Consider the following 22,507-nt stretch of genomic DNA (forward strand, 5'->3'; position numbering starts at 1 on the left):
AGAAATATATAAATATATTGTTTATTTATACAATGTTTTGGTATTTTTTATTTATATAATTTTAAATTAGCAATATTATTGTTTATTATATGTAAGGAAGTAACATTTACATCTGAACGCTGTAAAAAGGATACAAAACCGGCTAGTGTAATTAAATTTTTAGTCAATTCAGTGATGTTACTAATAGAATTATCTGCCACTTTTGGCAGCAGCGGCATCTGGCAGCGGGTTGTAATGTTGTAAACTGGCGCCGATGCCTGCATTAGCTAGTGCCGACTAGACAGCAAACTGTGCGATACCACTTTCCTATTCCGACCAGATGGAAAACTGCTCGGTATAGCTGGGAAATTGCTGTTGCAGGCTGGCAATGGTTTGCTGATCTTCGTTAAACACTATTGTACCGATGCCGGCCGCAAAGCTATTGATTTTGGCTTCGGTGGGGGCAAATTTGTCGGCTGGAACGATGGCGCGTAATCCCTGCATGACAATCTGCCAGAATTTTTGATTTTGCTGGCCAAATAATTCATTAAGATATATATTTTGTCTGTTAATAAACACGAGGATTATAATAATTAAGTTATTGTTGTTATAATTAAATCTATGAGTCTGCCTCTTTCTTCCGATGAACTTCAGCTAAGTATCAAATCAGATTTGGTTTTACGTGTAGGCAAAATTTGTCTGGCAGCAGGTACTGGTAGCTACCGCATTAAGCAGTCAATGCGCCATGTCGCTTATATGCTTGGGGTAGAAAATCAGGCGCATATTACGTTGACAGAAATCAATTCTACCTGCCGCAGCGGCAAGCAGTTCAAAACTGAAGTCTCTAATATTCAAGGGGTGGGCATTAATATCTATAATATCCAATTACTCGAAACGCTGTTAATAGAAATACAAGCACGTTATCAGCACATGAGTGAAAGCGAACTTATCCGCTATCTCGACCGTGCTTTGGCAAATATTGAAAATCAACCAGTTCTATATAGTCCGCGCCAGTCAGCTTTGTTTGCTGCTATTGCTTGTTCTTCTTTTACTTTTCTAATTGGCGGTGGCCTGATAGAAATGCTGGGCGTGCTGATTGGTTCTGGTTTTGGCCAGGCATTGCGGCGCATACTGTTACATAAACACTTGAATCAATTTGTGGTAACTATGTTGGCTGCAGCTGTGGCTTCGAGTCTGTATTTTATGATTATTGGTGCCAGTTATTTACTGTTAAAAGTAAATATTCAGCATACTGCTGGTTATATAGCTTCGATGCTGTTTTTGATTCCCGGCTTTCCATTGATAACCGGTGTACTGGATTTGGCCAAACTGGATTTTTCCTCGGGTATTCAGCGGGTAGCCTATGCGGTGGCCGTAATTTTTTGTGCTACTTTTGCCGCCTGGGTGGTTGCTGCCGGCATTCATATGGCACCGGAGGCAATGCTCTCCCCTAATCTTTATCCTGTCTGGAGTGCATGTTTCCGCCTGATTGCCAGCTTTTTTGGGGTACTCGGCTTTTCCCTGCTCTTTAACAGCCCGATTAAAACTGCATTTACGACCGCGTTTATTGGTATGTATGCTAATACTCTGCGTCTGGAATTAATAGACTTTACCCATATTCCTATTCAGGCTGCTTCTCTGATCGCAGCTTTTATTGTTGGCATCAGTGCATTTTATTTTAGTCGGTATAATAAATGCCCGCGCATTGCTCTGTCGGTACCTGCGGTATGTATTATGGTCCCCGGTATCTATATGTTCCGCTCGATGTATTTTGTACAGCAAAACGATATTATTAGTGCCATTAACTGGGGAGCACAGGCTATGCTTATTGTTCTTGCTCTGCCATTAGGTCTGGTACTGGCACGAGTATGTACTGATAAAGAATGGGCATTTAACCAGTTACCTGCTGATGAACAGAAGTAATATGTTTTTTTCTCGCTGCTTTGTGCTTGTGCAGTTAATCACTTACGCAGATAGTTAAAAATAAATAATGATAAGTTTAATAGAAAGTTGCTTATATATCTGGAAATAAAAAAGATATCTAATTACTTAGATATCTTTTTTTTCGGAATTCTGGTGCCCAGGAGAAGACTCGAACTTCCACACCATTGCTGGCACATGGACCTGAACCATGCGCGTCTACCAATTCCGCCACCTGGGCTTATTCGCTACTGCAACTATTATATTGCTGCGTTCAGCGAAGTTGTGCATTATATATTCTTGGTATAGATTGTCAATAGCTACGCTGGGATCAGTAATAATAGCTATTGATTAACAAGGGAATTTTTTGTTTTTACAAAAATATGCTGCGTACAGTATCTAAGCTGTTCAATTGACTGTGTACGGCATGCAATTTGGTTATTGAATATATCAAATATTTTTCTGGGTAAGTAAAAAATTATCGCAATTTTAGTTGTGATGGTTCATCAGGATGATTTTGATACTATCAATTAAACTGGCGATACAGATCGTGTTTTATCAGGTATTGGTATATTTTATACTGTACAAATTATATGGGAATAATTTAATCGCTATATATGAATCTTTTTATAGATATTCTTATTTGTTTGTTTGATTTGTACCTGATTATGGTTTTACGATTGTTTTCGAAGACCAATATTTATGATGTGATGTTTTATTTTTATTATTCTAGATGGCCATGAAGACTTGCTATTTAAATATTGCTCAATTAGTTTATTCTAGCTAACAAAGCGTGCATATAGTGGATAAAAATGTAATTTTCATTTTTAATGTAGGACTACATAAGTAGCTGATATAATATTAATTATTGGAAAAATTCCAGATTTAAGGATTTTACTCATATCGGAAATAAAAAAAGATATCTAATCACTTAGATATCTTTTTTCGGAATTCTGGTGCCCAGGAGAAGACTCGAACTTCCACACCATTGCTGGCACATGGACCTGAACCATGCGCGTCTACCAATTCCGCCACCTGGGCTTTTGCATATATTGCAACTTTCAGTTAAAGTACGTCTTTAACTGAGGAAATGCATTATATATTCTCTAAAGAGATTGTCAATACCCTATGAAAAAAAAATCTGATTTACGCCATCAAGACCCTTATTTAGAACGAGAATTACAACGTTATCTTAATCCCCTACCTAGCCGCGAATGGATTATTGCCATTTTGGAAAAAATTGGTATTCCAGTCAAAATGACTGAGCTGGCACATAAACTCAATATTACTACTGAAGAAACAGCTTTTTTTGAACGTCGTTTAAACGCTATGGCACGTGACGGGCAGATTTTGATTAATCGCCGTGGTGCTGTTTGCATAGCCAATAAGCTGGCACTGGTTAAGTGCCGTGTTGAAGTACATAAGGATGATTTTGGCTTTGCCGTACCGTTAAATGCGGCGGATGGCAGCGATTTTGTGCTTTATACCCGTCAGATGCGCGGGTTGATGAACGGAGATATTGTCACAGTACGACCAGCGGGTACTGACCGGCGCGGCCGGCGTGAAGGTCAGGTACTGGATGTGATTGAACGCGCCAATCGGGATGTGGTTGGTCGGCTGACTATTGAACATGGTGTGGCGATGTTGGTTCCTGAGGACAAGCGTCTGGGTGCAAGTATTGTGCTACAGCCGGATTCGCTTGGCAAAGCTAAAGCCGGACAGGTTCTGGTAGCCAGAATTGAGTCATACCCGAATGCAACACAGGCAGCCGTTGCGCGTGTTACTGAAATTTTGGGTGATTATGCTGACAGTGGTATGGAAATTGAAATCGCTGTACGCAAGCATCATTTATCTTATCAGTTTAGCCGTGATTGTTTGGCTCAGGCCGCTAAAATACCTGATCACGTTAAGGCTGCTGAGCGCAAGAACCGGGTGGATTTGCGTGAACTACCGCTGATTACTATTGATGGTGAAACGGCACGCGATTTTGATGATGCGGTATATGCGGAAAAAATTGGCCGTAATTATCGTCTGGTGGTAGCCATTGCTGATGTCAGCCATTACGTTTATCCCGATGATGCTATTGATAAGGATGCACAGGAACGTGCTACGAGTGTGTATTTTCCGCGTCGGGTAATTCCGATGCTGCCAGAAAATCTTTCTAATGGGATCTGCTCGCTTAATCCAAATGTAGAGCGCTTGTGTCTGGTATGCGATATGGTGATTACTTATGCCGGTAATATTAAAAGCTATGAGTTTTATCCGGCTGTGATGCGTTCCCATGCACGGCTTACTTATACGCAGGCATGGGACTGGATTAGTAATGACCAGTTTGATGACCCGATGAAAACGCATGTGCTGAGTCTGTACCGCCTGTATCAGATTTTACTGAAAAAACGCCTGCAACGTGGTGCTGTAGAATTTGAAAGCATAGAAACACGGATGATATTTAATCAGCAGGGCAAAATTGAGCGTATTGTGCCAGTTGAACGGAATGAGGCTCATCGCCTGATTGAGGAATGTATGCTGGCGGCCAATGTTTGCGCTGCTGAGTTTCTTAAGCACCACAAGCACCCTGCTCTATACCGCAATCATGCTGGCCCTACCAGTGAACGTTTAGGCACTTTGCGTGAGCAGCTAGCTTTGCTTGGCTTGCAATTGAATGGTGGTAATAATCCTACGCCAAAGGATTATGCGGAGCTAAGCGAAAAAATTAAAGACCGCCCAGACAGCAATGTAATTGGTGTGATGTTGCTGCGCTCGATGCAGCAGGCTGTATACGAACCACAGAATATAGGTCATTTTGGTTTGGCCTATCCGGCCTATACTCATTTTACTTCTCCGATTCGGCGTTATCCCGACTTGACGGTACATCGTGCCATTAAGGCAATTTTACAGCATGGGCAATATCAGCCAAAATCGTGGACTGAGTTAGGTGTACATTGCTCGTTGGCGGAGCGTAAAGCTGATAATGCCAGCCGTGATGTTGAAAACTGGCTGAAAACCTATTATATGCAAGACAAAATTGGTGAGGTGTTTTCAGGTACGATTTCGGGCATGGCAAACTTCGGCCTGTTTGTTACTTTAGATAATGTTTACATTGATGGTATGATTCATATCAGTGATCTGGGCGAAGATTATTTCAATTTCCATCCTGAACTGATGGCAATTATTGGCGAACGTAGTGGCATTCGCTTTATGCTTGGTGACAAGGTAATGGTGAAAGTAGCCCGTGCTGATCTGGATACTAGCCGGATTGATTTGGTACTGATTAGCACCACCAGTGGCAAGCGGCGTCAGAAAAACAATGCACAGAAAATTCAGAAACAGCTTAAGGCTACTGTCAGAAAACCGCGCAAGGTAGCTAATACCAAGCAAAAAGATGCTCGAACTAAAGCAACAGGCCAGAATTCCCGCTCAGCCAGTACTCGCAGTAAGCCGTTAGGCCGAAAAAAATTCTGATTTTTTGTCTGATTGCTACTAATTAAGTTGGTTAGCTTAAGACAAAATATTTGTCTGCTTTCTAGCAAGTTGGTATGCAGTAAATAATAGTGTCTTTATTATTTGGCCTATAAAGGCTTTTATTGGCTACTTTCTCAGTGACAGCTTTAACCTGTTCTGCAATTCATGCTCAATGTTACAACAATTGTGTGGTAGGCTTTTATAAATATTCAGGTTTGCTTATTTTTCTGGAAAAATAATGTTAAAGGAATTGGGAGTCGTTTGTGTTTCTATTGAGTTATGAATGTTTTTTTAGAATTTAAGCAGGTATGTGTATTGTGTTCTTGCATTACATTATTTCGTATTAACACTGTATCTTAAAATGCATATTTGTATTGGTTTTAATTATTTATTTTTCTATTTTCATACTGTGCCATATTTACTAAGTCGTCATGGTTTTATTGATTTGTTATTGCCACGGATATCATGAAATGAAAAAGCTGAAGCCTGTAATAATAGGCTTCAGCTTTGATTGGGTATTTATCTGTAATAGATTAAATACTTTTCAAATATAGGCTATATTTAAGCTTTACGGCTTATTTGTTTTTACCGGTAGCAGAAGCGATAGCCAGATTTTCGTTGCGATTCAAGGCAACGCTGGTAACGCCTTCTGGGAATACCAGATCAGACAGGTGACGGATTTCACCGGCACGGATGGTAGCAACATCCAGCTCCAGTACAGCCGGAATGTTTTTCGGCAATGCATTCACTTCTACGCTGGTAGCCAACAGGGACACTCGACCACTCTGCAATTTTTCTGCTGGAGAAATAGCTGCATTCAATAAGTGCAATGGAACACGAATGTTGATGGCTTTATTTGCATCAACAGCCTGAAAATCAATATGCTGTACCTGCTGTTTAAACGGGTGCATCTGGAAATCACGTACGATAACGTCGTAGGCTTTACCATTAACATCCAGTTTGATGATAGCGGTATGGAAAGATTCTTTTTCCAGTGCATACCATAAGGTACGGTGATCTACAGTAATAGCTACTGGTTCGGTACCTTCGCCGTACAATACAGCCGGTACTTTACCTTCGCGACGCAGGCGGCGGCTCGCACCAGTGCCCTGAGCTTCACGGATTTCTGCTTTAATTTCGTAAGACATAACTACTCCAAGGTTAAATGCCATCATCGGCCGCGACCAGCTTAAGATGGCTTGGGGGGGGTATTAAGGGAGAAACATTGCTCCCGGTACGGCCACATCCTCGTTAAAGAGATATGACACAGATTCTTCGTTGCTGATACGACGTACCGTTTCTGCCAATAAGCCGGAAATGCTTACTTGACGGATACGTTCACATTTCTGTGCAGCTTCTGATAATGGAATGGTATCAGTTACCACTACCTGATCGATTTCTGATGAGGCAATACGCTCGATTGCTGCGCCGGAGAATACTGGATGCGTGGCATAGGCCAGTACGCGTTCTGCACCACGCTCTTTTAGTGCTGATGCAGCTTTACACAGGGTATTGGCGGTATCAATCATGTCGTCAATAATCAGACAGGTACGATTCTGGATTTCGCCAATAATATTCATCACTTCGGCTACATTGGCTTTTGGCCGGCGTTTATCAATAATGGCTAAATCAGTACCCAGTGTTTTGGCTACGGCACGGGCACGTACTACACCGCCGATATCAGGGCTGACTACGGTCAGGTTGTCAATGCGCTGTTTTTCAATGTCGTGCACCAGAATGGGAGTGGCGTAGATATTGTCAACCGGAATATCAAAAAAGCCCTGAATCTGGTCGGCATGCAAGTCAACTGTGAGCACACGGTCGATACCGGCAGAATAGAGCATATTGGCTACCAGCTTAGCCGAAATCGGTACACGAACTGAGCGCGGACGACGATCTTGGCGTGCATAGCCGAAATAAGGTATGGCAGCGGTAATCCGGCCGGCAGAAGCACGTTTGAGCGCGTCAGCCATGGTGAGGATTTCCATTAAATTATCATTGGTTGGTGCGCAGGTTGGCTGTACGATAAATACATCACGACCACGTACATTTTCCAGTAATTCAATTGCGATTTCGCCATCTGAGAATTTTCCTACTGAGGCTCGTCCCAGAGAAATATCTAAATGTCTGGCTACGTTATTAGCCAGCTCTGGGTTTGCATTGCCGGTAAACACCATCAAACTGTCGTATGCTGCCATTTCTGTTATACCTGAGTCCTGTTTAGGTTTGGTTTGGTTTGTATGAGGTAGATTAAACATTTAATCCAAGGCTTTCATATCACCACTGACGCCGGTGTATCTGTTATTTAAACAAGTGGTGAATATTAACCGGACAAAGTAGTTTTACTCTTCTTTCTCTCGGTCTTTATTCATTTACGCTGCTTTTAAATTCAAAAGCAATGACCACCTCTTTGAAAAAGATTTTCCAGTGTGCACTGGTTAGCTACAAGTATCAGGGCTGAAACCAATTTAATCAATGGATTTTGCTGATACTTGATAGCAGCATGGCAAAATAGTAACACTATTTTATTACTACAATTGAATCTGTATTGTGTTTTCAACCCTTCAACTGGTTTGCTTAGCACAAAAGTGAAAGCTGTTTATACATACTGTAACATCATTATGCCTGTATGAAATCCGGTATACCGGTTTTCAACCCATCAGGCTGAACTGGTAAATTATATCACTTCTACCAATCTACACGTGCTCTTACGTAACAATTTGTCATTTAAACATTAAATAAGCGTGTAAGTAAACTTACACGCTTATCTGATTTGGCTGGGGAGGTAGGATTCGAACCTACGCATACCGGAATCAGAATCCGGGGTCTTAACCACTTGACGACTCCCCAAAAGGGTTTACTGCTTAAATGCTTAAAATGTGGCTGGGGAGGTAGGATTCGAACCTACGCATACTGGGATCAAAACCCAGTGTCTTAACCACTTGACGACTCCCCAATGCTTCTGTATTAAGCAATTGGCTGGGGAGGTAGGATTCGAACCTACGCATACTGGGATCAAAACCCAGTGTCTTAACCACTTGACGACTCCCCAACAACACACATCATTGATAAAACGGATGCCTCGATAAAGAAGCAACACAATACGCCTGATGCGCGTGAGAAACTTTATTGTAAACAGCTTGTGCAGCACCCTCAGAATCAAATGACAAGAACACGCATGCACCAGAACCGCTCATCATTGGTGAACCGTATTCAGCCAAAACATCAAATGCTACTTTTACCGCTGGATACTCAGCAAAAACAACGCTCTGCATATCATTACGCCAGTGCTGTCCTGCTTGAAAGTCTGGCATTATGCGTGGCTTGGAATCTCGTGTCAAGTCTTTATGTGCAAATATTTTCGGCGTACTAACGTGAACGGGCGGCTTTATAATCACATACCATTGTTTTGGCAGGGATATCGGACTTAAATCCTCACCAATACCACGAGCGAATGCACTTTGGCCAAAAATAAAAAATGGCACATCTGCGCCTAGTTGAACACCGAGCTGTAATAGTTGTGTCTTATTTAGGTTAAGCTGCCACAAACGATTGAGTGCCATTAATACTACTGCGGCATCTGCACTGCCCCCTCCTAATCCGCCACCGATGGGAATCTGTTTGTCCAGCCAGATGTCCACACCCTGCTGTGTCCCTGTATGACTACGTAGTAACTGTGCTGCACGTACACACAAATTCTGCTCCGCCATGATGCCGGCAACTGGTGTATTCAATGTTATAGCGCCATTACTGTTTGCTCTAAGCCAAATTTGGTCATACAGTTCTATCAGGGTAAAGATGCTTTCGAGTAAATGATAGCCATCAGCACGCCGGCCGACGATGCGCAAATCAAGATTCAGCTTGGCAGGTGCCAGAAAGTGGTGAGCATCGGCTGCTGGATATAAATTATTCATGTTTTGCTAATTACTCAAATCAGGATGTCTTTGACGCAATTCACATTGCGATGATGTCTGGCTGGTCGTATCTGTGTATTCATCAAAAACCAGTTTGATGTCAAAGCGTGCGTTATTTAACTGAACGATACGTGGATTACGGCTGCCATTTTGCGGTTGGCGCTGGATAATCCAGCCAGACTGTTTGAGCTTGCCGTCTGGCAGTAACTGATAAGGTTCATCTGCAATCCAGTAGCCCTGCACCCACTGGTTCAGATGATCAAATGGCAGCGCAAAACCAAGCATACGCTGGCTTAATTCTTCTATGCTGGTAGCAGTGGTAATATGCCCTTTGCTATCTTCCGCAATTACCCCTATGTTGTCACGACACAAAACACCTACGCTGTTACCCAATGGTGTTTTGACCTCAATGGTTTGTACTGTACCTAAATTCTGCCAGCTAAAGTTGGCATATGTACCTTTGCCTTGATCTTTGATAGCCAGTCTGCCGGAGCTGTCAAAAGCGGAAACAGTATGTTCATGACCTGCCTGCCAGTCTGTGGCTGCGGTTGTTTTTTTCGATACCAGACTGCTACAGGCACTTAAGGCTAAGCTAAGGATAGCTGTGGACACATAGAGGCGTTGCCTATGAAAAAATGAATACATTATTTTCTGTTGTGGTAACTGTGATGCGTTTATTGTAACGGTATTAACAGCAACTGTATGTACTCTGAGCTATTAAATTTCTGCTTATAATCAGCATATAAATCAGTAGCTGCCGTTCACACGATATGTGTACGGCAGCTTGTTTGCGATATCACCAGATAATCTGGCTGACAGATTAAATTAAACCATTAGGGTTACCCAAGGCTATTTACTGGTCTGTGGCTGCGGGAGCAGACAAGCTGGCCGGATCGACAGCAAATTTTTTTAAAGTCTGTTGTAAAATTTTCTGGTCTGAATTTTTATTGGCCAGCCCTTGAGCCCAGATTTGCCGTGCCTGCTCTTGTTCACCCATTTGCCACAATACTTCACCCAGATGTGCTGCGACGGTACTTTCCGGTGATGTCTGATAAGCAGAGCGCAGGAGCGGTAAGGCTTTTTTTGGCTCACCATTAAGGTAATAGGCCCAACCCAGACTATCCTGAATCACCTCAGATTCTCCGTCTAACTGGTTTGCATGTTGCAGAATGGTTAGCGCTTCAGTCCAGTAACGTTTTGGCATATTGAGCATGGCATAACCCAGGTTATTCCAGCCATAGGCACTATCAGGTTTCAATTTGGTAAAGACACGAAAATCTTCTACTGCCTTTTTCGGCTGATCCAGATTTTCAGCATAAGCTACACCACGCATATACGTGATCAATTCCACAGATTTGCTGTCATGAGTGGTATCGACAAGTTGCTGCGCTTCTTTCAGATACTGTGTCAGTTTACGTACATAAGCTTTTGGCTGAAGTATTTTACGGTCGATGCTAATTGAAAGCACAAGTACATCAATGTTATCAAAAAATTCTGGTGCTTGTTTGCTCTGATTTATGCGCTGCAACCATTGCTGCGCTGCTGATATGTTGTTTTGTTCTACTTCAATTAAGCCCATCAGATAGGCTTTATCGGTGGCATATTTGTTATCTGTCACTTTATTTAACCATTCTCGTGCTTCAGCATTATTTTTATTTTTGTAAAAATAAGATGCGGCCTGAAGTGCTGCTTCACTGCGCTGGCTAACATTACCTACTTGAATTGCCTTATTGATGTTATCAATAATAGCTGGTGTATTTGCTTTATTGGCATCTAATGCACTGGCCTGTCGCAGATAAGAATCCGCATCCGCTTGAGCTATTTCTGTTTTTGCTGCTGTCAGGGGCAAGCTGGTTGGCTTGATTCCATGTTTGCTCAGAATCTGGTTCAGTACTTTATGGTCGCTTTTTTTGTTAAGCCAGCCCTGAGCCCATATTTGGCGAGCCTCGTTTTCACGTCCCAGTTGCCAGTAAACTTCACCCAGATGGGCTGCTACTTCGCTTTCAGGCTGATGCTGATAGGCGTACTCAAGTAGAGGCAGGGCTTTTTCTGCATCACCATTGAGAAAATAGGCCCAACCCAAACTATCATTGACAGCCGGAGACTGGCTACTTAGGGAATAAGCCTGTTCCAGTAATTTCTGAGCTTCTGGCCAGTTGGCTTTAGGCATGCTCAGCAGGGTATAACCCAGCGCATTGAGGCCGTCCACTTGATTAGGCCGCATCCTGACAAAGCGGCGCATGTCTGCCACGGCCTTTGCCGGTTCATTAAGTTTATCTGCATATAATAGCCCGCGCAGCAATAATAATGGCGGAACATCCAGTTCCTGTGCTTTGGCATCGCCCTGCTCGGCTTTGGCCAGCATTCTGTTCAGGTATTGCTCATACTGACGGTTCGTAAGGGAGGAGCCATTTATAAAGGTTTGCAGACGCAGCAAATCTCTGGAATTGAAAAATGTACCCTGCTTGCTGGTAGACTGAGCTTTATTCAGCCATTTTTGCGCTGCTGCCCAGTGTTCTTCTTCGGCATCCAATGAGCACATCATGAGCGCCTGATCAAAGGCAAACTTCGGATCATCTGCTTTTGCTGCCCATGAACGGGAAGTGGATAAATTATGTTCATCATAATAGCGCATGGCTACCATCATAGCTGCTTTACTGCGCTGATTGCGATTACCCAGTTCGGCAATTTTTTCTGCATACGAAGCAATGGTAGCGGTATCTGCTTTCTGGCTGACGGCCAGATAAGCGGCCTGTAAATATAGGTCTGCACTTTTACTTTTGGCCAGTAACGGCTGCAAGGTTTGATATGCTTGCTGCAATTTGTTATTTTTAATCAGCAGTTCTATATAAAGGCTTTGCCATTTAGCTGGCATGGTATCCACGCCAGTTTGCTGATAAAAATCCAGCAGGTATTGTGGCTGTTTGAGATTAATCAGGTTCAGGGTGAGCTGGGTGGCCGGAAAGATATCGGTATCCAGACGAAGCAGCGATTGTAATGCTTTGATGGTTTGCTCTTCATGAGCACCAGTTACACCATAAATGGCATCTGCAATCAATGCTTCCGCCATTTCGGGATGCAAGACTGCCTTTTTGTGAATTGGGGCATTCAGTTCATCAGTGGCATCCAGGTTATTTAAGCGCAATTGTGCTAGTTTTAAAAACAGCCGGCGCAACTGATAATCATTGACATGAGACAGAACTGCATCTGTATTTTTCAGTACCTGTGGCACATCTTTTTTTGCTATGGCCAGCTCCCACATCAGGCGCTGTCTGGCTGGCGTCTCTGTTGGTTCGATTTGCTGCCAGCGCTCAGCAATGGTTTGCGCCTCTGTAATTTTATTGGCACCCAGTGCCATTTCCATAGCCCGCTCAGCTACCTCTGGTTCCTGTGTATGTTCGAGCATGCGCATGTCTGCTGCCAGAGCCTTATCGGTTTTACCCTGCGAATAGGTAAGTTCACTGGCAAACAGAGTAAAAATATCATTGGCACGTCCGGCAATGGCCAAACGCTGTTGCTGGGATGCGGCATCATCTGGAGCGGCAATCTGGTTTACGCGCTCAATTTTGGTTTGTATCAAAGGTACCGATGTCTGCCGTTCCTGCGTACTATTTGCATTGGCCATACTTGCAGCCATTAAACTCAAAACAATCGGGGTAATGCGATGAATCCAACGAGGCATTAAACTTCTCCATATATGCTGATCAGTTGTCGTATACACTGACTCATATAAACAAATAACAATTCTGTACCGGTACAGGCAAATTTTTTGCTAATTTCTGTTTATTACAAAATCTGTTTGGTAGCGGACAGTTATTCTATTCAAACAACTGTCTTAGGAATGTCTGCCACCCATTTAAAGACAATATTGTTGGGGTAAAATAGTTTGCTACTTTAACACAGACATTTTTAACTGCGCATGACTTATGCCAATTTTATCTGGTTATAGCCTGCACAACTTATGCTTTCAAATTTATTTTTACGATGCTATTGTAACGACTTTATTCTGGATTTTATCATTAAATCATGCCTGAACTTCCTGAAGTAGAAACCACTCGGCGTGGAATTGCTCCTTTTATTGTGGATCAGACTATTTCACAAGTAGAAGTGCGTCAACCACGTTTACGCTGGCCGGTGATGGATAATCTTGGTTCACAGCTTGAGGGTGAAAAGGTTTTATCAGTTAAACGTCGGGCTAAATATCTGTTAATCGAGCTGGTTTCTGGCACATTAATCATTCATCTGGGCATGTCTGGCAGTTTGCGGGTTTTTACTGATTTCAGCGCGCCGCCTGTGCAAAAACATGATCATGTGGATATTGTTTTTACTAATGGTACTTTGCTGCGTTTTCATGACCCCAGGCGCTTTGGGGCAGTGTTATGGTTTGCTGGCCTGATTGAGCAGCATCCATTGCTGGTTAATCTGGGACCGGAACCACTCAGTACGGATTTTGATGCTGACTATCTACAGCAAAAACTGGCTAAACAGAAACGTGCGATTAAGTTAGCAATCATGGATAATAAAACAGTTGTTGGAGTAGGCAATATTTATGCCAATGAGGCACTATTTCGCACTGGCATTCATCCGACCACCACCGCCATGTATTTGGACAAAATGCAGGTTAGCGCGCTGACTGAAGCAATCAAACAGATATTGCAGGAGGCGATTGGTGCGGGGGGCAGCACACTGCGCGATTTTGTGAATAGTGCTGGTCATAGTGGCTATTTTCAGCTACAGCACGATGTATATGGGCGAGCAGGAGAGCCGTGCCGGCAATGTGGGCATCCGATTGAGAAAGTGGTTTTGGGTCAACGCAGCAGTTTTTACTGTCCCCAATGCCAACGATAATGATAAATAACAATGACAAAATCAGAACATACTTCTTTGTTTACCCGCTGTGCGCGTATTTTCAAACTGGCTCTATGGTTGAGACAAACCATCAAGCGTGTAAAGCGCTTCAAGAATTTAAGCGCCACTGAGTGTAATAATGAATTAATTTCAATTGCGCACAATTTACTGCACGTACTGCACATAAAAGTAAAACCTGAACAGGCTATGCCAGATACAGCCAGCATGCCATGGCTAACTGTTGCCAACCATGTTACGTGGCTGGATATTTTCGTATTGATGGCTTATATCCCCGGTGGCTTTATTGCCAAAGAAAGTATCAAGTCCTGGCCGGTATTGGGTAAATTGGTCACCAATGGGGGCACGGTTTACATTAACAGGCTGTCGCGGCAGGACATTAATCCAGTAATTAAAGCTATAGTACAGGCATTGCAAGAAGGAAAAAATGTGCTGTTTTTTCCAGAAGCCTATACATCCGAAGGTTTAACTATGCTACCGTTTAAAGCTGCTTTGTTTCAGGCAGCCATTGATGCCAACAGGCCAGTAATGGCTGTAGCAATACGTTATTATGATTCTCAGGGACAGCGCACGCCCAAAGTAGCTTTTGCCGGCAGAACCACCCTACTGCGTAGTCTGTGGAATATTGTTTCACTGCCGGAAATCATGGTGAAAGTTGATTTTGCTGCTTTACTGAACACTGCTGATAATAAAATTGCTGACCGTTTCAGCCTGAAAACTCAGGCCGAAGATTTTATTCAGGCCAAAGTACTCAGCGACAGCCCGATAACATCCACTGCATCGGCAGAAAGTGCATCCTCTCAATAACAATAGACTAATATTTAATTCAGAAATAAATTATCTTACCTATGGTGATAAACGCTGTTTAATCCATAAGTTATTTTGTAGTTCATACTGGATACGGTCGTGTAAGCGGCTTGGTCGCCCCTGCCAGAATTCAATCAGTTCAGGCTGTACGATATAACCGCCCCAATGAGGTGGCCTCGGCACATTCAGCAAATATTTTGCGCTCAGTTTCGCCGCTCGTGTCATCAGCTCGGTTTTGCTACTGATAACGGTACTCTGTTCACTTGCCCATGCACCAATCCGGCTGCTATATGGCCGAGAATGAAAATATGCATCGGAATCGGCGGCGGGTAATGGCTGCACCACTCCCTCCACTCGTACCTGCCGCTCCAATTCCGGCCAGAAAAATGTGAGTGCCGCATAAGGATGCTGGCTTAAAGCGCGGCCTTTGCGGCTATGGTAATTGGTAAAGAAGACAAAACCGTGTGCTGTTACTTCTTTTAACAGCACAATGCGCGCATTGGGGCGGCCATGCTGGTCAATAGTGGCGATATTCATGGCAGTGGGTTCATTTACTTTGGCATGCATGGCTGCCGTTAGCCACTTTTGGAATTGTTCTAGCGGGTTGGCACAGCAATCGGCCTCATTGAGTGACTGTTTGCTGTAGTCTTGACGAATATCGTGCAAATCCAGATTATTCATAGTATTTATTCATGCATGCGAAAAATATATTTATACTGCCACCAGACCTGATTAGCTGCTTTTTCGACACCAATAGCGTATAATTGACCACTTTAACAGCTTTTATTTAATCAGAATGTAAAGTCTGGTTAGTAATCATCCTACCCGCGGTAGCGGGCAAACGCAAATTACTTCAGGTAACATGTCTTTAACCGTTATCGGACTCAATCACCAAACTGCCCCTGTTTCTGTACGTGAACGTTTGGCCTTTCCGGCTATCATGCTGGCAGAAGCCTTAACTGCGCTTGGCAGTGAGACGGAAATTGCGGAGGCGATGATTTTGTCTACCTGTAACCGTACAGAAATCTACTGTATTGGTGACGCAGCCACAGCAGTACACTGGCTCTCCAGCTACCATCAATTACCACTGGCTGAATTTGCGCCCTATTTATACCAGTTCCATGACAAAGATGCTGTGCAACACGCCTTTCGGGTAGCATGTGGTCTGGATTCAATGGTTCTGGGTGAACCGCAGATTCTGGGGCAATTGAAAGAAGCCGTGCGTACAGCGCGTAGCCAGCATACGCTACACCAGCATCTGAACGCGTTATTTGAGAAAACTTTTGCCGCTGCAAAAGAAATTCGCAACGAAAGTGCAGTTGGTGAAAACTCAGTGTCCATGGCTGCTGCCGCAGTAAAAATGGCCGCCCAGATTTTTCCTGATATTTCTGCACTGAATGTCTTGATGGTGGGCGCCGGTGAAATGATTGAGCTAGTAGCCACTTATTTTGCCGCTGAACATCCGCAGCGCCTGACGGTACTCAACCGTACGCTGGCGCGAGCACAGGAATTATGCAGCAAGCTGAATGCAGGAGCGGATGCTCGCATTTTAACTGCTTTACCTGAAATTTTGGCTGAATATGATGTAATTGTTTCTTCTACGGCCAGTCCATTTCCGGTTATCGGCAAAGGACTGGTAGAACGTGCGCTCAAACAGCGGCGCGGCATGCCCATGTTTTTACTCGATCTGGCCGTACCACGCGATATTGAAGCCGAAGCTGGTGATCTGAACGATGCCTATTTGTATAGTGTCGACGATATGGTCAATATTGTACAGCACGGTCAGGCTGCACGGCAGCAGGCTGCGGCTTCTGCCGAAAAGATGGTTGCCAGCAAGGTAGCCGAATTTATTGCCTGGCAACAAACCCGTAGCAGTGTGCCTTTAATCTGCGCATTGCGCACTCAGGGAGAAGAACTTCGGTGCAAGGCTGTAGCCAAAGCGCTGCGCCGGTTACGCAAAGGCACATCCATTGAGGAGGTGTTGCAACGTTTAAGCCACGAGCTGACCAACAGTCTCTTGCATGCACCAACCAGAGCATTAAATAAAGATAGCCAGCAGCACCCTGAACTGGCTGAAGCCATCAGCCTGATTTATCACTTGCACGGCCAGAATCGGCAGCGTTAGCACGTTATTCAACATTCAGCCTCCATTACACCTGTTCAACTTAACTTCAATTGACTAATAACTTATTTTAATACGGAACACCAGATGAAACCTTCATTGATAAACAAGTTACAGCACCTGACTGAGCGTCTGGAAGAAGTAACCGCTTTGCTGGCTTCTCCTGACGTCACCAATAATATCGACGAGTATCGTCGCCTGACCCGTGAACATGCCGAACTCACTCCTGTGGTAGAAACCTACGGCCAGTATACGCAGGCAGAAACCGATCTGGCCGCAGCAGAAGAAATGCTTGCAGACCCTGAATTAAAAGAATTTGCGGCCGAGGAAATCAGCAACGCACGAAACCAGATTGCACAACTGGATAGTGAACTGCAAAAACTGCTGCTACCAAAAGATGAAGATGACGATAAAAATATTTTTATTGAAATCCGTGCTGGCGCCGGTGGCAATGAAGCAGCTCTGTTTGCCGGCGATTTGCTGCGCATGTACACCCGCTTTGCCGAACGCATGGGCTGGCAGATAGAAATTGTCTCTGCCAGTGAAAGCGATCTGGGTGGCTATAAGGAAGTCATTGCACGTATTGCCGGTATGAATGTTTACAGCCAGCTCAAGTTTGAATCCGGCGGGCATCGGGTTCAACGCGTACCTACCACCGAAAGTCAGGGCAGAATCCATACTTCTGCCTGCACGGTTGCCATTATGCCCGAAGCTGATGAAGTAGCCGAAGTACAATTAAATCCCAATGATTTACGTATTGATACCTTCCGTGCTTCCGGTGCCGGTGGCCAGCATATTAATAAAACGGACTCAGCAGTACGGATTACTCATCTGCCTACCGGAATGGTAGTGGAATGTCAGGATGGCCGCTCACAGCATGCCAATAAGGCACAGGCGATGCGCGTACTTGCTTCCCGCTTGTATGAGCAGCAGAAACATGCAGCCCACGCCAAAGAAGCGGCGGAACGCAAAAGCCTGATTGGCAGTGGCGACCGCAGTGAACGTATCCGTACCTACAATTATCCGCAAGGCCGGGTAACCGACCATCGTATTAACCTTACCCTGCACAAACTGGACTTTATTATGGACGGCGATTTAAGTGAACTGACACAGGCACTGATTGCCGAACATCAGGCTCAACAGCTGGCACTACTGAGTAATGCCAGCTAAAGTAGCTACTAAAAAGCTGTTCTGGTATCCAGAACAGCTTTTTAGTTTACATCCCCGGCAGCCATGAATTGAGGCTGCTGCCATAGAATAAAAACCAGATTGCAGCAATAGCCAGTACAATCCCAGCAGCATTCAAACCATTAATTTTTTCTTTAAACACAAAAGCACCAATAATAGTAGCCAGCGTAATCACCCCCAGATTCATGCCGGCAAATACCAGCGAAGGGTCTTGCTGAAACTGTTGATGGGCACGGATATAAAAAAGAATATTGGCAAAATTCAGACCGCCTAATAATAAACCGGCCAGAATACTAGCCGCATTCCAGACCGTTCTGCGCAAACACAGATAGCCTGTAATCAGAATAGCTGCCAGAATAAATGTCACCTGTAAAGTTGGTGCAAAGGCCGTCCCACTTTTGGCCATCTGTTTAAATAGAATATCTGTTGTACCGTAACATAACCATACGCCGAACAAACAGCCAGCAGTACTGAAAAAACCACCCTGCCCCTTACCTTTAGCAGGATTCTGCCGATACAGTAGTGTTAGCAAAGCCATCAGTGCCAGCGCAATACCAATAATTTTGTTGCTACTCAGGCTTTCACCAAAAAACACGAATGCAGCCACAATGGGCAAAAACAGCGACAGGCGCTGTGCTGCATCGGTTTTAACCATTCCTGCCTGCTCAATAGCCCGCCCCAGCACAATAAAGCCTAGCGGCAAACCAATCCCCAGTGCCAGAAAAATAATCCAGTGACTGGTGTACATATGCCAGTTGGCAAAATCCGGGCGCAGAAAAAACCAGTTACACAATGCAGCTACTGGATAATTAACCGCTACGGCCTGTGCAATATTCACCCCATTCCTGCGCGCCAGTTTTAATAATACTGAAACCGAAACACTACACAAAATACTAATAATCAGAAAGTGCATTTCCCCCCCTTAAACAGATTTAGGCCTGCTTAGCCAGTTATTCAAGAATTTAAAAATCAAAATCCGCCTGTATCCATAATTGCGCCATCAGCCTGTCTCCGCCCTCTCCCGTCTGCTGAGCCTGCCACATTAGCTGTTCCAGCTTGCGCCGGCGCAAGGCACATAAACGCAGCACATGCTGCTTCTGTGTATCAGATAAACGCAACCAGTGTAGACGCTCATTCCGGCTGCGCAGACAGCCCTTGCAATAGCCCTTGTGATTACTTTCGCACACACCACGGCAAGGGCTTGGAATAACAAAAAATTCCAACTGTTCCATCGCTCAGATTCCTGTAAGCCACGGCAGGGCAGCAATAGTAACCAATCCCTGCACCTGTCAGCTATAGGTAGATAAGGCAAACAATAACTGTAGTGGACACTTCGGCATAAATCAGCCACTTTAGCACAGACAGACAGTCTGATTTTGCTAAATATCCCACGAAAAGCAGAGTAAATGTTATAATTCAAGGTTAATTTACCATCCAAATAGCAAATACAACTAGGTTACGCACTCCCATGAGTAAAAAAATTCGTAATATTGCCATTATCGCACACGTCGACCACGGCAAAACCACACTGGTAGACCAGTTATTGCGCCAGTCCGGTACTTTCCGTGCCAATCAGCAGGTAGACGAACGGGTGATGGATAGCAACGATCTGGAAAAAGAACGTGGCATTACCATTCTGGCCAAAAATACCGCCATCGAATATGAAGGCTTTCACATCAATATCGTTGATACCCCGGGACACGCTGACTTCGGTGGTGAAGTAGAACGCGTACTGGGCATGGTAGACTGCGTATTACTGCTGGTAGACGCACAGGAAGGCCCGATGCCACAAACCCGCTTTGTAACCAAAAAAGCACTGGCACTGGGGCTGAAACCTATCGTGGTTATCAACAAAATTGATAAACCAAGTGCCCGCCCAAGCTGGGTTATCGATCAGACTTTTGAATTGTTTGACAAACTGGGTGCTACCGACGAACAGCTCGACTTCCCCATTGTATACGCTTCCGGCCTTTCCGGCTTTGCCAAGTTGAATGAAGAAGACGAATCCAGCGACATGCGCCCGCTGTTTGATACCATACTGAAATACACTCCCGAACCATCAGGTGATGCGGATAAACCACTGCAATTGCAGATTTCCCAGCTTGATTATGATAACTACACTGGCCGCTTGGGTATTGGCCGTATTCTGAACGGGCGCATTAAACCCGGCCAGGTAGTGGCCATCATGAATGAAGACCAACAGATTGGTCAGGGACGGATTAACCAGTTACTTGGTTTCAAGGGTTTGGAGCGCATTCCCCTACAGGAAGCTGAGGCGGGCGATATTGTTACCATTTCCGGTTTGGAAGATATTGGTATCGGTGTCACCATTGCCGACCGTGAACAGCCTCAGGGTTTACCCATGCTCAGCGTGGACGAGCCTACACTAACCATGGATTTCATGGTTAACACCAGCCCGCTGGCGGGCACCGAAGGCAAATTTGTCACCAGCCGCCAGATTCGCGAGCGTTTGCAAAAAGAATTACTTACCAACGTGGCTTTGAAAGTTGAAGACACTGCTGATGCAGATGTTTTCCGCGTTTCTGGCCGTGGTGAACTGCATCTGACCATTCTGATTGAAAATATGCGTCGCGAGGGCTATGAGCTGGCGGTTGGTAAGCCACGTGTGGTTTTCCGCGAAATTGACGGTGTAAAATGCGAACCATACGAAAATCTCACCGTAGATGTGGAAGACAACACTCAGGGCGCGGTAATGGAAGAACTGGGTCGCCGTCGTGGTGAACTAACCAATATGGAAAGTGATGGCAAAGGACGCACTCGTCTGGAATACCGCATTCCTGCACGTGGTCTGATTGGTTTTCAGGGTGAATTTATGACCATGACCCGCGGCCAAGGCCTGATGAGCCACGTATTTGACAATTACGCACCGGTAAAAGCTGAAATACCCGGCCGCCGCAACGGTGTACTGGTATCGCAGGAACAGGGTGATGCCGTGGCCTATGCCTTATGGAATCTGGAAGACCGTGGCCGTATGTTTATCAATCCGGGCGAAAAAATCTACGAAGGCATGATTATCGGCATTCACAGCCGTGACAACGATCTGGTAGTCAACCCGCTGAAAGGCAAAAAACTGACCAATGTCCGTGCCTCTGGTACAGACGAAGCAGTACGCCTGACGCCACCGGTACTGATGTCTCTGGAAGCTGCGGTCGAGTTCATTGATGATGATGAACTGGTAGAAATCACCCCGCAAACCATTCGCCTGCGTAAACGTTACCTGAGCGAGCAGGAACGACGCAAGCACTTCAAAAAACTGGATTAATTCTGATTATTGATCTAAAAACAGGCAGCTTTTACGGGCTGCCTGTTTTTTGGATTAGTGTAAATATGCGGATAAACAAAGCTTCTGTCTTTAAAATAAATCACTCTATAACCGGCAAAATCTTGCTTTCTGGCCAATACACATTTGCCAAACAATACAGCATGAGAGAATAATATAGTCGCTGGTGTTATTAATTATTTCAGACAATCTCTTAGCGCATAAATCCAGCACCAATATACAAATACCATTTCAAACTGCTAAAATTACCAATTGCTAACTCTCAGATTACATATTTTTTATTTTTACAACAAAACTTTCTCTTGTTTGTGAAAACAGCATCCCCCATCTCAACATTCATTATTTCGTTTTTCGTGAGGACTAATTTGCCATGACCGCAGTATTGGTGATACTGGCTATTGTTTTATTGCTTATCGGCCTGTTGGGCACATTCATGCCCGCCTTGCCCGGATTACCCTTAATGTTCGGCGGTGTCTGGTTACTGGCACTAAGCAGCAATTACCAGATAATGGGTGCAGGAACATTGATTAGTCTGGGTATTTTAACCATACTTGGCTGTGCCCTGGATTATATAGCTGGCATGCTGGGAGCCAAACATAGTGGCGCAAGCAGAAAAGCCATTTGGGGATCGTTTATTGGTGCCATTATTGGCATGTTTTTTGCTCTGCCCGGCATGATACTTGGCCCCTTGCTGGGTGCAGCCGCTGGCGAATTTATAGCCAGACGTAATCTGGTGGCCGCTGGCAAAGTAGGGTTAGCTACAGTTATCGGCCTGATTTTTGGCGTAGTAGCCAAAATCGGCTGCGCATTCGCCATGCTAATAACCATCGCTGTGATGTACTTGTATTCATTATATTGATGCCGTCAGTTTTCCCGCAAAGAATGTGGCTACAGTATCTGAATGAGTACTGTAGCCATTTATCCGCTTTCCTGTACCTATTCAGAACC

17 protein-coding genes and 5 tRNA genes are annotated in these 22,507 nt (G+C 44.5%); 8 read left to right on the forward strand and 14 right to left on the reverse strand.

Translation table 11 applies throughout. The features are described 5' to 3' along the window. Positions 1-306: 306 nt before the first annotated feature. Positions 307-483, reverse strand: coding sequence for a nitroreductase family protein (locus MJ764_RS08385; RefSeq protein WP_239326114.1), 177 nt, complete (start codon positions 481-483; stop codon positions 307-309). A 117-nt stretch (positions 484-600) separates the two neighbouring features. On the opposite strand from MJ764_RS08385, the gene MJ764_RS08390 reads away from it, so the two are divergent. Next, positions 601-1,902, forward strand: coding sequence for a threonine/serine exporter family protein (locus MJ764_RS08390; protein WP_239326115.1), 1,302 nt, complete (start codon positions 601-603; stop codon positions 1,900-1,902). Between the two features lie 151 nt (positions 1,903-2,053). Here the strand turns inward: MJ764_RS08390 and MJ764_RS08395 are convergent. Continuing rightward, positions 2,054-2,140 (reverse strand) — tRNA-Leu (locus MJ764_RS08395). A gap of 713 nt (positions 2,141-2,853) precedes the next feature. Continuing rightward, positions 2,854-2,940 (reverse strand) — tRNA-Leu (locus MJ764_RS08400). An 87-nt stretch (positions 2,941-3,027) separates the two neighbouring features. Between MJ764_RS08400 and rnr the strand changes: the two genes are divergently transcribed. Then, positions 3,028-5,361, forward strand: coding sequence for a ribonuclease R (rnr, locus tag MJ764_RS08405; RefSeq protein WP_239326116.1), 2,334 nt, complete (start codon positions 3,028-3,030; stop codon positions 5,359-5,361). 575 nt (positions 5,362-5,936) lie between these two features. Here the strand turns inward: rnr and MJ764_RS08410 are convergent. From MJ764_RS08410 to MJ764_RS08445, 8 genes are all read right to left on the reverse strand, one after another. Beyond that, on the reverse strand, positions 5,937-6,509 hold the full coding sequence (locus MJ764_RS08410; RefSeq protein ID WP_100113434.1) for a 50S ribosomal protein L25/general stress protein Ctc: 573 nt from the start codon (positions 6,507-6,509) through the stop codon (positions 5,937-5,939). A 63-nt stretch (positions 6,510-6,572) separates the two neighbouring features. After that, a complete protein-coding gene (locus tag MJ764_RS08415; protein ID WP_239326117.1) occupies positions 6,573-7,559 on the reverse strand; it encodes a ribose-phosphate pyrophosphokinase in 987 nt (328 codons plus the stop codon). A gap of 576 nt (positions 7,560-8,135) precedes the next feature. Beyond that, positions 8,136-8,211, reverse strand: a tRNA-Gln gene (locus MJ764_RS08420). Between the two features lie 30 nt (positions 8,212-8,241). After that, positions 8,242-8,317, reverse strand: a tRNA-Gln gene (locus MJ764_RS08425). Positions 8,318-8,337: 20 nt separating this feature from the next. Continuing rightward, positions 8,338-8,413 (reverse strand) — tRNA-Gln (locus MJ764_RS08430). Positions 8,414-8,423: 10 nt separating this feature from the next. Next, positions 8,424-9,275, reverse strand: coding sequence for a 4-(cytidine 5'-diphospho)-2-C-methyl-D-erythritol kinase (gene ispE / locus MJ764_RS08435; RefSeq protein ID WP_239326118.1), 852 nt, complete (start codon positions 9,273-9,275; stop codon positions 8,424-8,426). 6 nt (positions 9,276-9,281) lie between these two features. Further along, positions 9,282-9,887 carry a lipoprotein insertase outer membrane protein LolB gene (lolB, locus tag MJ764_RS08440; protein ID WP_239326119.1) on the reverse strand — a complete coding sequence of 202 codons (606 nt, stop codon included), beginning with the start codon at positions 9,885-9,887 and terminating at the stop codon, positions 9,282-9,284. Positions 9,888-10,128: 241 nt separating this feature from the next. Further along, on the reverse strand, positions 10,129-12,957 hold the full coding sequence (locus MJ764_RS08445) for a tetratricopeptide repeat protein (protein ID WP_239326120.1): 2,829 nt from the start codon (positions 12,955-12,957) through the stop codon (positions 10,129-10,131). A gap of 344 nt (positions 12,958-13,301) precedes the next feature. On the opposite strand from MJ764_RS08445, the gene mutM reads away from it, so the two are divergent. Continuing rightward, positions 13,302-14,123: a bifunctional DNA-formamidopyrimidine glycosylase/DNA-(apurinic or apyrimidinic site) lyase gene (mutM, locus tag MJ764_RS08450; RefSeq protein ID WP_239326121.1), complete on the forward strand. Its 822-nt coding sequence runs from the start codon at positions 13,302-13,304 to the stop codon at positions 14,121-14,123. A gap of 12 nt (positions 14,124-14,135) precedes the next feature. Then, positions 14,136-14,948 (forward strand): lysophospholipid acyltransferase family protein, encoded by an 813-nt coding sequence (locus MJ764_RS08455; protein ID WP_239326122.1) that lies wholly within the window; start codon positions 14,136-14,138, stop codon positions 14,946-14,948. Between the two features lie 39 nt (positions 14,949-14,987). On the opposite strand, the gene pdxH is transcribed toward MJ764_RS08455, so the two are convergent. Next, positions 14,988-15,620, reverse strand: a complete 633-nt coding sequence (gene pdxH, locus MJ764_RS08460) for a pyridoxamine 5'-phosphate oxidase (RefSeq protein ID WP_239326209.1) — start codon at positions 15,618-15,620, stop codon at positions 14,988-14,990. A 190-nt stretch (positions 15,621-15,810) separates the two neighbouring features. On the opposite strand from pdxH, the gene hemA reads away from it, so the two are divergent. After that, complete coding sequence (gene hemA / locus MJ764_RS08465) at positions 15,811-17,073, forward strand: glutamyl-tRNA reductase (RefSeq protein WP_239326123.1); 1,263 nt, start codon at positions 15,811-15,813, stop codon at positions 17,071-17,073. A gap of 84 nt (positions 17,074-17,157) precedes the next feature. Further along, positions 17,158-18,240 (forward strand): peptide chain release factor 1, encoded by a 1,083-nt coding sequence (gene prfA, locus MJ764_RS08470; protein ID WP_239326124.1) that lies wholly within the window; start codon positions 17,158-17,160, stop codon positions 18,238-18,240. A 46-nt stretch (positions 18,241-18,286) separates the two neighbouring features. On the opposite strand, the gene MJ764_RS08475 is transcribed toward prfA, so the two are convergent. Continuing rightward, entirely contained in the window at positions 18,287-19,171 is an 885-nt protein-coding gene (locus MJ764_RS08475) for an EamA/RhaT family transporter (RefSeq protein ID WP_239326126.1), read from the reverse strand. Positions 19,172-19,220: 49 nt separating this feature from the next. Then, positions 19,221-19,490: a DUF1289 domain-containing protein gene (locus MJ764_RS08480; RefSeq protein WP_239326128.1), complete on the reverse strand. Its 270-nt coding sequence runs from the start codon at positions 19,488-19,490 to the stop codon at positions 19,221-19,223. Between the two features lie 236 nt (positions 19,491-19,726). On the opposite strand from MJ764_RS08480, the gene typA reads away from it, so the two are divergent. Continuing rightward, positions 19,727-21,541, forward strand: coding sequence for a translational GTPase TypA (gene typA, locus MJ764_RS08485; protein WP_100090263.1), 1,815 nt, complete (start codon positions 19,727-19,729; stop codon positions 21,539-21,541). A 388-nt stretch (positions 21,542-21,929) separates the two neighbouring features. Further along, positions 21,930-22,418: a DUF456 domain-containing protein gene (locus MJ764_RS08490; RefSeq protein WP_239326129.1), complete on the forward strand. Its 489-nt coding sequence runs from the start codon at positions 21,930-21,932 to the stop codon at positions 22,416-22,418. The last annotated feature ends 89 nt before the right edge of the window (positions 22,419-22,507 follow it).

Source organism: Snodgrassella gandavensis (genome assembly GCF_914768025.1).
GTDB lineage: Bacteria > Pseudomonadota > Gammaproteobacteria > Burkholderiales > Neisseriaceae > Snodgrassella > Snodgrassella gandavensis.